We start from the raw sequence: 14,219 nt of genomic DNA on the forward strand, positions 1-14,219 counted from the left end.
CTCAAGTCCGGATGCGGCCATCCCCGGTGATCATCGACAGCTCCACGAACTTCGATGCCACGTGGTTGCGCGGCGAGAAGGACACCTCGAAACCGCCGAACTGCTGGCGGTCGATGCTCTCCAGCCCCGCGATCAGGCTCTCGCGCGTGAGCTTGCCGGGCGCGCGGCGCAGGCCTTCGGCCAGCACCTTGGCGGCCAGGTAGCCCTCCATGCTGGAGAAGTTGGACTGGACCGAGCCGCCGCTCTTCTTCACCGCCTCGTTGAACTCGCGCGTGATCCCGTTCGCGGCGTAGTAGGGGGAGGGCACGACCTGGGTGACCACCACCCCGGCACCATCCTTGCCCAGCTCGTCGGCCAGGGCCTGCGTGCCGACGAAGGACACGTTGTAGAAGGTACCGCCATAGCCCGCCTTGCGCGCCTCGCGGATGAAGGCGGCGCAGGACTTGTAGGCGCTGACCTGGACCACGGCGTCGGGCCGGGCGGCCACGATGGTCTTCACCGCCGCGGCGACGTCGACCGTGTTGCGCTCCACCGTCGCCAGGGCCGCCGGCTTCAGGTCGAGCTGCGCGAGGGCCAAGGTCACGCCGTCCAGGCCGGCCTTGCCGTAGGCGTCGTTCTGATAGAAGACCGCGATCTTCTTCAGGCCCAGGTGGGTGAGCTGCTTCACGATCAGCGCCGTCTCGTCGTTGTAGGAGGCGCGCAGGTGGAACACGTTGCGCTGGAACGGCTCGCGCAGCGCCATGGCCCCGGTGAAGGGCGCGATGAAGGGCACCTTGGCATTCACCGCCAGCGGCAGGGCCGCCAGGCTGGTGGGCGTACCGATGTAGCCGAAGAGCGCGAACGCGTCTTCGTCGATCAGCTTCCTGGTGTTGGCGGCGCAGCGATCGGGCTCGTAGCCGTCGTCCAGGAACTTGATCCGCACGTCGCGGTGGCCGGAGGTCGCGTTGTACTGGTCGAGGTACAGCTTGGCGCCCTGGTGGAACTGGATGCCCAACTGCGCCGCCGGCCCGCTGAAGGGCGCCGACTGGCCGAGTACGACGGGCGCTTCGCTCTGGGCCCTCGCAAGGTTGAAGCCGCCGAGTGCCGCGGCACCGGCCGCCATCGAAAAGTGCCTGCGATGGATCATCGTGAAAACTCCAGAGCGCCGCTGCGGCGCAGAACTTAGACTCGACCGGTCGCTCTTGTTGTTGTTGCCCGGCCCATTTCATGACCTCCCCGACCCAGGTGCTCGGCGCCTGTCCCCACGACTGCCCCGACACCTGCTCCCTCCTCACCACCGTGCAGGACGGCAAAGCCGTCAAGCTGCAGGGCAACCCGGCACATCCGCATACGGCCGGCGTGCTGTGCACGAAGGTCTCGCGCTACATCGAACGCAACGACCACCCCGAGCGCCTGCTGCAGCCCCTCAAGCGGGTCGGCCCCAAGGGCAGCGGCCGCTTCGAGCCGGTGAGCTGGGAAGCGGCCCTGTCCGACATCGCCGAACGCTTGAACGTGTTACGGCGTAACAATTCGTCAGAATCGATTCTGCCCTACAGCTATGCGGGAACCATGGGTTTGGTGCAGGGCGAGTCGATGGATCGTCGCTTTTTCCACAAGATCGGCGCATCCCTGCTGGACCGCACCATTTGCTCGACGGCAGGGGGTGAGGCCTTAAGTTTTACCTTGGGCGGCAAGGTCGGCATGCGCGTCCAATTTTTTGCCGAGGCGAAGCTGATCCTCATCTGGGGCAGCAACTCGATCGCGAGCAACCTGCATTTCTGGCGCCATGCGCAGGCCGCCAAGCGCGCCGGCGCCAGGCTGGTGTGCATCGACCCGCGCCGGACCGAGACTGCCGACAAGTGCGACGAGCACATCGCGCTGCTGCCGGGTACCGACGCGGCCCTGGCCTTTGCCCTGATGCACGAGCTGATCGTCAACGACTGGCTGGACCACGACTACATCGAGCGCCACACCCTGGGCTGGGAGCAGCTGCGCGAGCGCGCCCTGCAATGGCCGCCCGCGCGCGCGGCCGCGGTCTGCGGCGTGCCGGAGGCGCAGATCGTGGCGCTGGCGCGCGACTACGGCACCACCCGGCCGGCGGCGATCCGCCTCAATTACGGCATGCAGCGGGTGCGCGGCGGCGGCAACGCGGCGCGCGCCATCGCCTGCCTGCCCGCGCTGGTCGGCGCCTGGCGCGAGCGCGCGGGCGGGCTGCTGCTGAGCAGCTCGGGCCAGTTCCCGGTGGATCGCGCCGCGCTGCAGCGGCCCGACCTGCTCGCCGGCCGGCGCCCGCGCACCATCAACATGAGCACCATCGGCGATGCCCTGCTCGACACGGCGAACCCGGTCCGCGCGCTGATCGTCTACAACAGCAACCCGGTGGCGGTCGCGCCCGAGTCGGCCAAGGTGGTGGCCGGCTTCGCGCGCGAAGACCTCTTCACCGTGGTGCTGGAGCAGTTCCAGACCGACACCGCCGACCATGCCGACTACGTGCTGCCGGCCACCACCCAGCTGGAGCACTGGGACATCCACACCAGCTACGGCCACACCGACGTGCTGCTGAACCGGCCGGCGCTGGCGCCGCGCGGCGAGGCGCGCAGCAATGCCTGGGTGTTCCGCGAGCTCGCCCGCCGCATGGGCTTCGACGAGCCCTGTTTCTCCGACGACGACGAAACGCTGTGCCGCAGCGCTTTCGCCCCCGGCACGATCGATGTCGAGGAACTGCAGGCGCAGGGCTTCAGCAGCCTGAAGCTCCCCGACGCGCCCTTTGCCGAAGGCGGCTTCCCCACGCCCTCGGGCCGCTGCGAGTTCTTCAGCGCGCGCCTCGCGGCGCAAGGCCAGGACGGGCTGCCCGACCACCTGCCCAACTACGAGCCGGCCGGCAGCTCGACGGAGTTTCCGCTGGCGATGATCTCGCCGCCGGCGCGCAACTTCCTCAATTCGAGCTTCGTCAACGTCAGGAGCCTGCGCGCGATCGAGGGCGAGCCGCTGCTGGAGATCCACGAGGACGATGCCGCCGCGCGCGGCATCGTCGACGGCGCGATGGTGCGGGTCTTCAACCGGCGCGGCGAACACCGCTGCCGCGCCGAAGTCTCGCGCCGCGCCCGGCCCGGCGTGGTGCACGGCCTGGGCATCTGGTGGCGCAAGCTCGGGGTGGACGGCACCAATGTCAACCAGCTCACCAGCCAGCGGCTGACCGACATCGGCCGCGGGCCCACCTTCTACGACTGCCTGGTCGAGGTGGCCCCCGATGCCTGACGAGCGCAAGGCCTTCTTGCTCCCTTCCCGCAACCGGGAGAGGGAGCAAGAGGCGGTGCGCAGCAAGGGGGTCGACCGATGAGCCGGTGGCGCGCGGTCTTCGCGGCCACGGCCGTGCTGGCCCTGGGCGGCTGCGCCGACCTGGGCTATTACTGGCAATCGGCCAGCGGCCACCTGGCGCTCATGCGCGCGGCGCGGCCGGTGCCCGAGTGGCTGCACGACCCGAAGGCCTCCGAGGCGCTCAAGGCCAAGCTGGAGCTCGCGCAACGCATCCGCCGCTTTGCGGTCGCCGAGCTGGGCCTGCCCGACAACCCGAGCTACAAGGCCTACGCCGACCTGCACCGGCCCGCCGCCATCTGGAACGTGGTGGCGGCGCCCGCTCATTCGCTCACCCTCAAGACCTGGTGCTTCCCGGTCGCCGGCTGCGTCGGCTACCGCGGCTACTACGACGAGGCCGCAGCCCGCGCGGAGGCGGCCGCCCTGAGCGCCCAGGGCCTGGAAACGGTCGCCTATCCGGTGCCGGCCTACTCCACGCTGGGCTGGATGAACTGGGCCGGCGGCGACCCGCTGCTGTCCACCTTCATCGGATATCCCGAAGGCGAGCTGGCCCGCATCGTGTTCCACGAGCTGGCGCACCAGGTGCTGTACGTGGCCGGGGACACCACATTCAACGAGTCCTTCGCGACCGCGGTGGAGCGCATCGGCGGGGCACGCTGGCTGCAGACCCAGGCCAGCGAGACGGCGCGGCTCGAATACGCCCAGTTCGACGGCCGGCGCCAGCAGTTCCGCGCGCTCACCGCGCGTACGCGCCAGGTGCTGAAGGACATCTACGCCTCGAAGGAGGCGCAGGCCCAGGACTGGGCGGCTGTCGATGCGCAAAAGAAGGCCGCCATGGAAGACTTCCGCCAGCGCTACGCGGCCATGCGCGCCGGCTGGAGCGGTCCGCGGCAGGGCGCCTACGACGGCTGGGTGGCCCGCGCCAACAACGCCCTGTTCGGCGCGCAGGCCGCGTACGACGAGCTGGTGCCCGGCTTCGAGGCCCTGTTCGAGCGCGAGGGGCGGGACTGGCAGCGCTTCTATGCAGCCGTCAAGCGCCTGGCCGCGCTGCCCAAGGACGAGAGAATGGCGGCGCTGCGCCCCGGGGCCGTCGCGGCGCCCGCGGCCCGCGAGCCGATCGAAGAACCCCAACACCCAAGCCGACAGGGAGGGCCCGGTGCCTGACATCCACATCGAACGCAGCCATCAGCTCGGCATCGACGCCGCGCGCGCCATCGCGCGCAAATGGGTCCGCCAGGTCGAGCAGGAATACGGGCTGGAATGCAGCTACGAGGAAGGCCCCACCCGCGACCTCGGCCGCTTCAGCCGCGCAGGCATCGACGGCAGCGTCGAGGTCAGCGGCGACAGCTTCAGGCTGCAGGCGACGCTGGCCGGACTGTTCGCCAGCTTCAGCGGGCAGATCGAGCAGCGCCTGCGGCAGAAGCTGGACGACCTGCTGGGCCGGCGCAAAGACGAAGACGAAGACGACGACGCCTACAACGACAAGGACTGGTTGTAAGGCCGCAGCGCCTGCTGCTCAGCGCAGCGACTCGATCAGGTCGATGTACTTCTGCTTGGCCTCGTCGGCGCCGAGGCCCTTCTGGGCGGTCCAGGCGTCCCACTTGGCGCGCGCGACGATGTCGCTGAAGCTGGGCTTCTTCTCGGTGTTGTCGCCCTGCGTCGCCTGCTTGAACAGGCCGTAGATCTTCAGCAGCGTCGGGTTGTCAGGACGCTCGGCGAGCAGTTTGGAGTTGGCTTGGGCGGCTTCGAAGCGGGCGTTCAGGTCGGACATGGCGGCAATCGTTGGGCTGGGGCCCGCATCTTAAGTGACGATGCCGTTTACAAAGCGGCCGGAGTTCATTCGGACAGCCCCGCGCGCGCCAGCTCGACGTCGAGCCGCTCGCGCGCGTCGACCGGCTCGATGGCGGCGGCCCGTTCGTAGAGGGCGGTGGCCTCGGCCGTGCGTGCCTCGCCTTCCAGCATCAGCAGGCCGCGGGCGTATTCCATCAGCGCGCCCGGCGAGTTCGGGTGGAGTTCCAGCCCGTGCTTGAACAGCTCGATGGCGGTTTCTGCCCGTACGCCGTAGGTCATGCGCCCGACCAGCGCCCCGACCTTGTCGATCACCTCGGCGTGGAAAGCAGCCAGCGCCACATGCGCGGCGGCATGCCGCGGCTGCAGTGCGATCACGCGTTCCAGTGCGCCCTTGACCTTCGAGCCCAGGCCCTGCGCGAGCGCCCTTGCCACGCTGATCCCCTGGCTGTAGCGGCCCAGCGCGTAGGCCTGCCAGTACAGGGCCTGCCAGTTCTCCGGTTCGTCTTCGACCTGGGCGGCGGCGCGCTCGGCGACCTGCTTGAACATGGCCTGCCGGCATGCCTCCCGCGGCTCCAGGTAGTTGGCATAAATGGCCGTGGCCTGGTTGGCCAGCACCAGGCCTTCGCGGCCATGCCGCAAGCCCAGGTTGGCAGCCCGCTCGAACTCGCCGCTGTGGTAGAGCGCCCAACCCTCCGCCAGCGGGCCGGGGGCCGGCGGCGGCATCCCGTGGCCGACATGCAGCCGCCGCCACTGCTGCAGCACCGTGGCGGCATCGAAGCGCGGCGCGTCCCGATAGGGCATCGCAGCCCAGGGCTCCATGCCCGGCACCGTGTCGGAGGCCAGCAGCGAGAAAGGGTGAAGGTCGGGGTGGGCCATGCGATGTTCAGACGATTGCCGCCTGATCTTCGCCTGTGTAGGCGCTGCTCAGTGTCAGCAAATGCCGTCGTTGTTCGGCGGCGAGATAGGGAGCGAGCAGATGCAGCGTGTGGTGCGCGCCGCGCAAGAGGGCACCCTGGGCATGGCCGGGCTCCAGCGCCTCCCGCGGATTGCGCACGTACTCGAAGCTCAGCCAGTAGGTCAGCACCACCACCATGCTCTGGGCCAGCGGATCGACCTCGCGCGGGTCGATGTCCAGGTGGCCGGCCCGGCTCATGCCGGCAAGCAGGGTCCGGATGGCGCGTGCCTTGTTCTGCAGCACCAGCTGGAACTGCATTTCCAGGTGCCGGTTCTTGGACAGCAGGTCGTTGAGATCGCGGTAGAGGAAGCGGTAGCGCCAGATCAGCTCGAACAGGCTGTGCATGAAGAACCAGGCGTCTTCCACGTCGTGCACGCCTTCGCTGGCGTGCAGCAGCTCGTTGAGCTCGGTCTCGTAGCTCTCGTAGAGCCGGTTGATCAGCTCATCCTTGGCGGGGTAGTGGTAGTAGAGATTGCCGGGGCTGATGTTGAGCTCGCCCGCCACCAGCGTGGTCGAGACGTTCGGCTCCCCGAACCGGTTGAACAGGTCCAATGCGGCTTCGAGGATGCGTTGCGCAGTGCGTCGTGGCGCTTTCTTGGCCATGTGCTCGTAGCCCCCGGGTTGTCTCTGCAGGCGACTCTAGCGCAAGTCCCGGGCCGCGGGGGATTGCTGCACTGCGGCGGGACCGCCGGTGGTCCCGCCGGGCCGGCGGGGGTCAGGCGTCGCTGCTCGGCTTGCGTCGCCGCGAAGGCTTCGCCGCAGCTTCGGCCGGATGGCGAGCGGCCGTCTTGCGCGGGGCGCGCGCGGGGCGGGTGGCGCCGTCCTTGTGCTTGAGCTGGGCTTCGAGCGCCTCCACGCGTGCCTTCAGCGTCGCGACCTCCTCCGCCGAGGGGATGCCGAGCTTTTCGAGCGCGCGCGCCACGCGGTCCTCGAAGATGGATTCCAGCTTGCCCCAGCCGCCCGCGGCCCGGTTGCCGAAATCGCTCGCGAAACCGCTCATCCGGGCCTGGGCCTGGGCCAGGGTTTCCTCGGCGGCCTGCTGCGTCTTCTTCTGGACGCCGAGACCGTCGTTGACCAGCGCCTCGAAAGCCTTGCTGCCTTCCTGCTGCATCTTGGCGAAGGCGCCGAGGCCGGCGAGCCAGATTTGTTGGGCGGAGTCCTTGATGCGCTCGGACTTGTCGTCCGGCTTGTCGTCGGGCTTGTCGGTTGGCTTTTCCATGGGTTGACCTCCGGATGCGAATGGGGCGACTTTAGAGCACGAGCTCCGCGGCTTTTAGAGCCGGATGCTCATCTGCGTCAGACGTCGTGCTGGAGGCGGATCGACGGCCGGCGGGCGGACCGACCCCTGTCTCGCGATGGGATAATCCCCGGCTGCCGGCGCAAGGCGGGCTTTTCACATTCCACAACGGGAGACTGCATGATCCTGGTTACCGGCGGCGCCGGCTTCATCGGCGCCAACTTCGTTCTCGATTGGTTGGCTCAAAGCGACGAGCCCGTTGTCAACCTCGACAAGCTGACGTACGCCGGCAACCTCGAGACGCTGGCGTCGCTCGACAACAACCCGAAGCACATCTTCGTGCAGGGCGATATCGGCGACAGCGCGCTGGTCGACGGGCTGCTGGCCGAGCACCAGCCGCGCGCCGTGCTGAACTTCGCGGCCGAGTCGCATGTGGACCGCTCGATCCACGGGCCCGAGGACTTCGTCCAGACCAATGTGCTCGGCACCTTCCGCCTGCTCGAATCGGTGCGGGGCTACTGGGGGGCTTTGCCGGCAGAGCAGAAGGCCGCCTTCCGCTGGCTCCATGTCTCGACCGACGAGGTCTACGGCTCGCTCTCGGCCAGCGACCCGGCCTTCACCGAAGAGAACAAGTACGAGCCCAACAGCCCCTACTCGGCCAGCAAGGCCGCGAGCGACCATCTGGTTCGCGCCTGGCACCACACCTACGGCCTGCCGGTGCTCACCACCAACTGCTCCAACAACTACGGCCCCTTCCACTTCCCCGAGAAGCTGATCCCGCTGATGATCGTCAACGCGCTCGCCGGCAAGCCGCTGCCGGTGTACGGCGACGGCATGCAGGTGCGCGACTGGCTCTACGTCAAGGACCACTGCAGCGCCATCCGCCGCGTGCTCGAGGCCGGCCGGCTCGGCGAAACCTACAACGTGGGCGGCTGGAACGAGAAGCCCAACATCGAGATCGTCCACACCATCTGCATGCTGCTCGACGAGCTGCGCCCACGCGCCGACGGCCGCAGCTACCAGCAGCAGATCAGCTTCGTGACCGACCGGCCCGGCCACGATCGGCGCTACGCCATCGACGCCCGCAAGCTCGAGCGCGAGCTGGGCTGGAAGCCGGCCGAGACTTTCGACAGCGGCATTCGCAAGACTGTCGAGTGGTACCTGGACAACGCAGCCTGGGTGCACAACGTGCAAAGCGGCGCCTACCGCGACTGGGTAAAGAAGCAGTACGAGGCCGCATGAAGCTGTTGCTGCTCGGCAAGACGGGGCAGGTGGGCTGGGAGCTGCAGCGCAGCCTGGCGCCGCTCGGCGAACTCGTGGCGCTGGGCTCCGCGAGCACCGATTTCGCGGGCGACCTGCGGCATCCGGAGCAGGTGGCGCAGACGGTGCTGACGCTTCGGCCCGACGTGATCGTCAATGCCGCCGCCCACACCGCGGTCGACAAGGCCGAGAGCGAGCCCGAGCTCGCGCGCACCCTGAACGCGACCGCGCCCGGCGCCATCGCGCAGGCTGCCCAGGAGGTCGGTGCGCTGATGGTGCATTACTCCACCGACTACGTGTTCGACGGCAGCGGCGAGCGCCCCTGGCAGGAAGACGATGCCACGGGGCCCCTCAGCGTTTACGGCCGCACCAAGCTCGAGGGCGAGCAGCTGATCGCCGCGCATTGCCAGAAGCACCTGATCTTTCGCACCAGCTGGGTTTATGCCGCGCGCGGCGGCAACTTTGCCAAGACCATGCTGCGGCTGGCCAAAGAGCGCGAGCGGCTGACCGTGATCGACGACCAGTTCGGCGCGCCGACCGGCGCCGAGCTGCTGGCCGACGTGACGGCCCATGCGATTCGCGACACGCTGCGCGATCCGGCCAAGGCCGGGCTCTATCACCTGGCGGCCGGTGGCGAGACCACCTGGCACGGCTATGCGCGCTTCGTGCTCGAGCAGGCCGAGGCGGCCGGCATGGCGTTGAAAGCCGGCCCTGCCGCGGTCGACGCCGTGCCGACGAGCGCATTCCCGACGCCGGCGACGCGTCCGCGCAATTCGCGCTTGAGTACGATCAAGCTCCGATCGGCCTTCGGCCTCAGCCTCCCGCACTGGCAGACCGGCGTCGCGCGCATGCTGCACGAGACGCTCTGATTCAAGACCCGAGAAAAATCCATGACGCAACGCAAAGGCATCATCCTCGCCGGCGGCTCCGGCACGCGCCTGCATCCGGCCACGCTGGCGATCAGCAAGCAGCTGCTGCCCGTGTACGACAAGCCGATGATCTATTACCCGCTCAGCACGCTGATGCTGGGCGGCATGCGCGACATCCTGATCATCAGCACGCCGCAGGACACGCCCCGCTTCCAGCAATTGCTGGGCGACGGGAGCCAGTGGGGTATCGACATCCGGTATGCGGTGCAGCCGAGCCCGGACGGGCTGGCGCAGGCCTTCATCATCGGTGACAAGTTCGTGGGGAATTCGCCGAGCGCCCTGGTGCTGGGCGACAACATCTTCTACGGCCACGACCTCGTGCCCCTTCTCGCCGATGCTGATGCCAAGGACAAGGGCGCCACTGTCTTTGCGTATCACGTGCAAGACCCTGAACGCTATGGCGTGGTGGCCTTCGATGCGAACGGCAAGGCCAGCAGCATCGAAGAAAAGCCGGCCAAGCCCAAGAGCAGCTATGCGGTGACCGGCCTTTATTTCTACGACAACCAGGTGGTCGACATTGCCAAGGCGGTGAAGCCCAGCGCGCGTGGCGAGCTGGAGATCACGGCCGTCAACCAGGCCTACCTGGAGCGCGGCCAGCTCAACGTCCAGATCATGCAGCGCGGCTATGCCTGGCTGGACACCGGCACCCACGAGAGCCTGCTCGAAGCCGGGCAGTTCATCGCGACGCTGGAGCACCGGCAGGGGCTCAAGATTGCTTGCCCCGAGGAAATCGCGTGGCGCAATGGCTTCATCACCACCGAGCAGCTCGCGATGCTGGCCAAGCCGCTGGAGAAGAGCGGGTATGGCAAGTATCTGAATCACCTGATGAAGGATGAGGTGCGCTCGTGAAGGTCACGCCTACTGCGATTCCGGATGTGCTCGTGATCGAGCCGAAGGTGTTCGGCGATGCGCGCGGGTTCTTTTATGAGAGCTTCAATGGAAGGGCCTTCGATGAGGCGGTCGGCCGCCACGTCGAGTTCGTGCAGGACAACCATTCGCGATCGGTCAAGGGTGTTCTGCGCGGGCTGCACTACCAGATCCAGCAGCCGCAAGGGAAGCTGGTGCGCGTGGTGCGCGGCGCGGTTTTCGATGTCGCGGTGGATATTCGCAAGTCATCGCCGACCTTCGGAAAGTGGGTGGGCATGGAGCTTACTGAAGAGAACCACAAGCAGATGTGGGTGCCTGAGGGATTTGCGCATGGGTTTCTGGTGATGAGCGAGTCGGCGGATTTTTTGTACAAGACGACGGACTACTATGCGCCGGCGCATGAGCGGTGCATTAAGTGGGATGACGAGCGCCTGAGCATCCGCTGGCCGGACGTTGGCGCAGCACCGCAGTTGTCGGCAAAGGATCAGGCGGGCGCTGCGCTCGTCGAGGCCCAACTCTTTGCCTGAGGCAAGGCCGAAGCTGGCGGCCTTGCCGCCACTCGTGCTCGGACTTTGCGTCGCGGCACTCGCCTTTCGCATTACCCTCGGCGTCGACTTGGGAGACGAGTCCTACTACGCCGCCTTCATCGACGGATGGCTGAAGCGGGGCTTGGATGGCTCCCCGTTTCTGATGGTCCACCAGACCGCCGATCTCCTCGTCTATCCGCTGGCGCTTCTCTATCGAGCGGTGCGCGGGAATCCGGAAGGTCTTGTTCTGTTCCTGCGGGCTGTCTATCTGGGCGTCTCCGTTCTCTCGGCTGCTTGCTTGTATCGCGCAGTCGCTGCTTATCGAGGCGGGGTTGCAGCCACGTTGGTCGCGGCATTCGCACTTTTGTTCATTCCCTTCGGCTTGCCGGCCCCTTCGTACAACACTTTGGGCATGTGCTCTTTCGTCGGGGCAATGTCACTGTTTGCCATCGGAATGAGTCGTTCGTCGGCCGAGCGCATTCCTGCTGCTGGTTGGATTGCTCCCTCGCTGTGGCTCTCGGCCGTCTGGTGGGCGGTTGCATGTACCGCCTACCCGCCTTTGCTGGCGCCGCTGGCGGTATTCCTTCTTCTTGCACTGGCTGCACTGCGAGCCCCCGCCCAGCGATCGCTCATCGTCCGCTACGGGATTGCGTGCGCTTTTCTTCTCGCAGTGGCAGCTTTGCTGCTCTGCTGGGTGCTGGGGCCCTCACGCCTGCTTGAAATGGTGCGATTCACCAATGCTTTCAACAACATTTCAGGCGGCTTGAGTGGCAAATTGGGCTTGGCGATCGATGCATTCGCCGCACACCGGGCCTTTGCGCTCATGTGCCTCATGGCCTTGCTGGTCGCGAGCGCCCAATGCCTGAGGACGCCCAGCGTGCGCCTGCCTTGCGACATGGTGCTGGGCCTGCTCGTTGTTGGTGTAGCAGCGTCGGAGGCACCGACATTCTTCAGCCGGGCACATGACTTGGTGCTGCTGTTGTCCTTGACGGGCGTTTGCGTCGCGATCCGTGCTTTGGTTTTTGCTGACGCGAACCATCGCGAGCGCGTGATCGCCGTGATCTATGGTGGAAGCTTCATGGGAGGACTGGCCACTGCGGCCACAGCATTTAACGGGCTTTTCAACTTTCCGATCGGTGGTTTGCTTGCGTCCGGCCTCGCCTTGGTCCTGCCCAGGAGGGAGGCTGCAACTTCTCGCATTTCGGGCTTGATCGTCATGATGCTGGCGTGCGGGGTGATGACCTCGGCCACCTTCGGTAACTACTACGGGCAGATCGGTGCCTTTTCGCCGCGCAATACGGTACAGGTGCCGGGCGGTGCTTTTGCGGGCCTCCGTACGGATGCGGACCAAGCAAATTTCATTGCACAGATGTCCGAGGCCATTGAGCGACAGCGCGGTTGTGGAAACATGTTTGCGGTGCTCGGCACGGGGCCGGGGTTCTACCTTATGACAGCCATGTTGCCGAGCGCGCTGTCGACCTGGAACTATCCCGGCGACGACCGGAACTTTGCAACCGAGGCAGTGAGGGCGTTCTACGAAGTTCCGGTAAATCGACCCGATGTCCTTGTGGTCAACAACTGGCAGTGGGCCACGCCGTTGTCGGTGTCCGACCGCGCTCTCCTGGACAACTATGTGCTCGCTCAAAGAGTCCAGCTCGGTCTGCGCGATGCTTCCGTCTATCGGCGAGGCGATTGCACTTCGCCCGGCTAGGCGCTAGAGAGGCAGCCCTCGACCAGCGCAGTTGCCGCACATCCGAGGCCATTCTCATGAAGGCTTCGGTCGGAGTTAAACCACCGTATTACCCGCAGTCCGGTCCGCGACGACATAGGCCTCCAGCACCTTGGGCATGTCTACCCCGAAGTTTGAGGCGCCCAGACTCACGCAGTGCATTGCCATGCGTGCGAATCTGGCGCTTGGCAGCGGGGGAGCCCAAGAGTTCACTGCGACTTCAGGCATGCGGCCGGGACTATTGCGTACGTGGCGCTTTCCGCAAATCGCTCGTTGCAGGTTGCATCGAGACTGGGGGAGCGCTTGACCATCACGTACTCGGCTATATCCGCAGCCTTCGTTTTTCTCTGCAGCCAATCGATCCCTTTGGCGTCGAACGGGTACTCGAAAGATGTGAAGGAAACGAGGCCGTCGACAAAATCCGAGTGCATCTCGGCCAACGTGGTGCCAGGCCGGTACCCAGGCCAGCGAAACTGCGCCGCGCCGTTCGCGTAATTGATTGCTTCCACGATCGGACGCACGGGCGTTGTGAACGAATGAAGTATGACGAGTGACGCCAATCCTGCAGCTACTGACGACAGCACACGTGCAGAGAGAAGATCTTGACCGATATGGATGCGCCGCGCGATCAACCTTGCGCCGTTCATGGCCCCCAAGGTCACGATCAGGAACATATGCTTCTTGACTGCATACAGTGACCCATCGTGACCTAGCTTCCAAGCTGCAAACTGGAGCAGAGCCAAGCCGCTCGCCGCAGTGACGGCGCATCCGAGAACAGCATCGGTGAAGTCAGCTCTCTTCGTGAGCCATCGCCAAAGATTGAGTAGACCCACCGCTGAACATACGGACGTCACGAGCATCAGATTCGAATAGCCGAGGTTGAGCCCCCCGTTGTTCGCGGAGATCATTCGCATGACCTTGAAAGCAGGGTGGGTCGCGACGACTATCGCGCTCACCGTCAAGACGCCCAGCAATGCAAGAACACACCATTTGACGGACGGCGATCTGGCTCGCCATAAGCCAATGCACTCGAGCGCCAGCAATGCAATCCCGGCGGCAAATATATGGAGTGCTACCAAAGGCTGTATCCACATCGTTGCCAGCCCGGCGATCACGATGACGACTACACGCTCCGGGATTGCGGAGCTCCTCGCCAGCCAAAGCAGGGTGCCGAGATATACGACGTCTGCGACCAACTGGGGATAGAAATAGTTCTCGATGACTTCCCAGCCGAGCAATGAACGAGACCGGATCAGGGCAACGAAGAAGATGCCAAAGACGATGATGGCAACAGGTTTGTCTGTCCCCACCAGTCGGGCAATCAGAAGATAGGCAAGGAAAACCGCCGAGATGGTCACCAGCGTGATACCTACAAGACCTGATCCACCCACCCACCCGATGAGTGCAGCCATCCAGTGAGACCCGGGAGGGTAGATGGCCATGGTCGCGATGTTGGGAATCGGCGGCGGCCGGACGGCGCCATGCTTCATTATTTCGTCGACAAGGAAATAGTGCTGGGCCAAGTCGAAACTGAGCGACTGTATATACGGACCAAATCGAAAAAACAGTGCCAAGAGAATGCCAAGCGGCAAGACTACGGAAAGAACTACGTTGCGACGCATCGATACAG

14 protein-coding genes are annotated in these 14,219 nt (G+C 65.8%); 8 read left to right on the forward strand and 6 right to left on the reverse strand.

The genetic code is table 11. The features are described 5' to 3' along the window. Position 1 precedes the first annotated feature (1 nt). The gene (locus AC3A6Y_RS07310) at positions 2-1,126 is read right to left on the reverse strand and encodes an ABC transporter substrate-binding protein (protein WP_487867523.1); all 1,125 of its coding nucleotides are present in this window, start codon (positions 1,124-1,126) and stop codon (positions 2-4) included. An 80-nt stretch (positions 1,127-1,206) separates the two neighbouring features. Between AC3A6Y_RS07310 and AC3A6Y_RS07315 the strand changes: the two genes are divergently transcribed. The 3 genes from AC3A6Y_RS07315 (at position 1,207) to AC3A6Y_RS07325 (ending at position 4,792) form a co-directional block, all read left to right on the forward strand. Further along, positions 1,207-3,237, forward strand: a complete 2,031-nt coding sequence (locus AC3A6Y_RS07315; RefSeq protein WP_487867524.1) for a molybdopterin-containing oxidoreductase family protein — start codon at positions 1,207-1,209, stop codon at positions 3,235-3,237. A gap of 78 nt (positions 3,238-3,315) precedes the next feature. Continuing rightward, entirely contained in the window at positions 3,316-4,458 is a 1,143-nt protein-coding gene (locus AC3A6Y_RS07320) for an aminopeptidase (RefSeq protein ID WP_487867525.1), read from the forward strand. Then, complete coding sequence (locus AC3A6Y_RS07325; protein WP_487867526.1) at positions 4,451-4,792, forward strand: polyhydroxyalkanoic acid system family protein; 342 nt, start codon at positions 4,451-4,453, stop codon at positions 4,790-4,792. The genes AC3A6Y_RS07320 and AC3A6Y_RS07325 overlap by 8 nt, the downstream gene beginning before the upstream one ends. An 18-nt stretch (positions 4,793-4,810) precedes the next feature. Here AC3A6Y_RS07325 and AC3A6Y_RS07330 read toward each other — a convergent pair whose 3' ends face one another. The 4 genes from AC3A6Y_RS07330 to AC3A6Y_RS07345 form a co-directional block, all read right to left on the reverse strand. Next, a complete protein-coding gene (locus tag AC3A6Y_RS07330; RefSeq protein ID WP_487867527.1) occupies positions 4,811-5,065 on the reverse strand; it encodes an acyl-CoA-binding protein in 255 nt (84 codons plus the stop codon). 65 nt (positions 5,066-5,130) lie between these two features. After that, positions 5,131-5,961: a hypothetical protein gene (locus AC3A6Y_RS07335; protein ID WP_487867528.1), complete on the reverse strand. Its 831-nt coding sequence runs from the start codon at positions 5,959-5,961 to the stop codon at positions 5,131-5,133. A 7-nt stretch (positions 5,962-5,968) separates the two neighbouring features. Continuing rightward, a complete protein-coding gene (locus tag AC3A6Y_RS07340; RefSeq protein ID WP_487867529.1) occupies positions 5,969-6,643 on the reverse strand; it encodes a TetR/AcrR family transcriptional regulator in 675 nt (224 codons plus the stop codon). Between the two features lie 112 nt (positions 6,644-6,755). After that, positions 6,756-7,259: a phasin family protein gene (locus AC3A6Y_RS07345; protein WP_487867530.1), complete on the reverse strand. Its 504-nt coding sequence runs from the start codon at positions 7,257-7,259 to the stop codon at positions 6,756-6,758. Between the two features lie 198 nt (positions 7,260-7,457). On the opposite strand from AC3A6Y_RS07345, the gene rfbB reads away from it, so the two are divergent. From rfbB to AC3A6Y_RS07370, 5 genes are read left to right on the forward strand one after another with little or no spacing between them, the layout of a single operon-like run. Beyond that, on the forward strand, positions 7,458-8,519 hold the full coding sequence (rfbB, locus tag AC3A6Y_RS07350) for a dTDP-glucose 4,6-dehydratase (RefSeq protein WP_487867531.1): 1,062 nt from the start codon (positions 7,458-7,460) through the stop codon (positions 8,517-8,519). Next, on the forward strand, positions 8,516-9,406 hold the full coding sequence (gene rfbD / locus AC3A6Y_RS07355) for a dTDP-4-dehydrorhamnose reductase (RefSeq protein WP_487867532.1): 891 nt from the start codon (positions 8,516-8,518) through the stop codon (positions 9,404-9,406). Before rfbB ends, rfbD begins: the two co-directional genes overlap by 4 nt. Before the next feature lie 21 nt (positions 9,407-9,427). Beyond that, complete coding sequence (gene rfbA / locus AC3A6Y_RS07360; RefSeq protein ID WP_487867533.1) at positions 9,428-10,315, forward strand: glucose-1-phosphate thymidylyltransferase RfbA; 888 nt, start codon at positions 9,428-9,430, stop codon at positions 10,313-10,315. Next, complete coding sequence (gene rfbC, locus AC3A6Y_RS07365; RefSeq protein WP_487867534.1) at positions 10,312-10,860, forward strand: dTDP-4-dehydrorhamnose 3,5-epimerase; 549 nt, start codon at positions 10,312-10,314, stop codon at positions 10,858-10,860. Before rfbA ends, rfbC begins: the two co-directional genes overlap by 4 nt. 22 nt (positions 10,861-10,882) lie before the next feature. Then, entirely contained in the window at positions 10,883-12,571 is a 1,689-nt protein-coding gene (locus AC3A6Y_RS07370; protein ID WP_487867535.1) for a hypothetical protein, read from the forward strand. A gap of 227 nt (positions 12,572-12,798) precedes the next feature. Here AC3A6Y_RS07370 and AC3A6Y_RS07375 read toward each other — a convergent pair whose 3' ends face one another. Further along, entirely contained in the window at positions 12,799-14,211 is a 1,413-nt protein-coding gene (locus AC3A6Y_RS07375; protein WP_487867536.1) for a hypothetical protein, read from the reverse strand. Positions 14,212-14,219: the final 8 nt, after the last annotated feature.

The organism is Variovorax sp. Soil_C_17, from assembly GCF_057657265.1.

Coding starts and splice junctions, on each gene's coding strand:
- AC3A6Y_RS07310 (WP_487867523.1), bottom strand. CDS start 1,126: ATGATCCATCGCAGGCACTTTTCGATGGCGGCCGGTGCCGCGGCACTC.
- AC3A6Y_RS07315 (WP_487867524.1), top strand. CDS start 1,207: ATGACCTCCCCGACCCAGGTGCTCGGCGCCTGTCCCCACGACTGCCCC.
- AC3A6Y_RS07320 (WP_487867525.1), top strand. CDS start 3,316: ATGAGCCGGTGGCGCGCGGTCTTCGCGGCCACGGCCGTGCTGGCCCTG.
- AC3A6Y_RS07330 (WP_487867527.1), bottom strand. CDS start 5,065: ATGTCCGACCTGAACGCCCGCTTCGAAGCCGCCCAAGCCAACTCCAAA.
- AC3A6Y_RS07335 (WP_487867528.1), bottom strand. CDS start 5,961: ATGGCCCACCCCGACCTTCACCCTTTCTCGCTGCTGGCCTCCGACACG.
- AC3A6Y_RS07340 (WP_487867529.1), bottom strand. CDS start 6,643: ATGGCCAAGAAAGCGCCACGACGCACTGCGCAACGCATCCTCGAAGCC.
- AC3A6Y_RS07345 (WP_487867530.1), bottom strand. CDS start 7,259: ATGGAAAAGCCAACCGACAAGCCCGACGACAAGCCGGACGACAAGTCC.
- rfbB (WP_487867531.1), top strand. CDS start 7,458: ATGATCCTGGTTACCGGCGGCGCCGGCTTCATCGGCGCCAACTTCGTT.
- rfbD (WP_487867532.1), top strand. CDS start 8,516: ATGAAGCTGTTGCTGCTCGGCAAGACGGGGCAGGTGGGCTGGGAGCTG.
- rfbA (WP_487867533.1), top strand. CDS start 9,428: ATGACGCAACGCAAAGGCATCATCCTCGCCGGCGGCTCCGGCACGCGC.
- AC3A6Y_RS07375 (WP_487867536.1), bottom strand. CDS start 14,211: ATGCGTCGCAACGTAGTTCTTTCCGTAGTCTTGCCGCTTGGCATTCTC.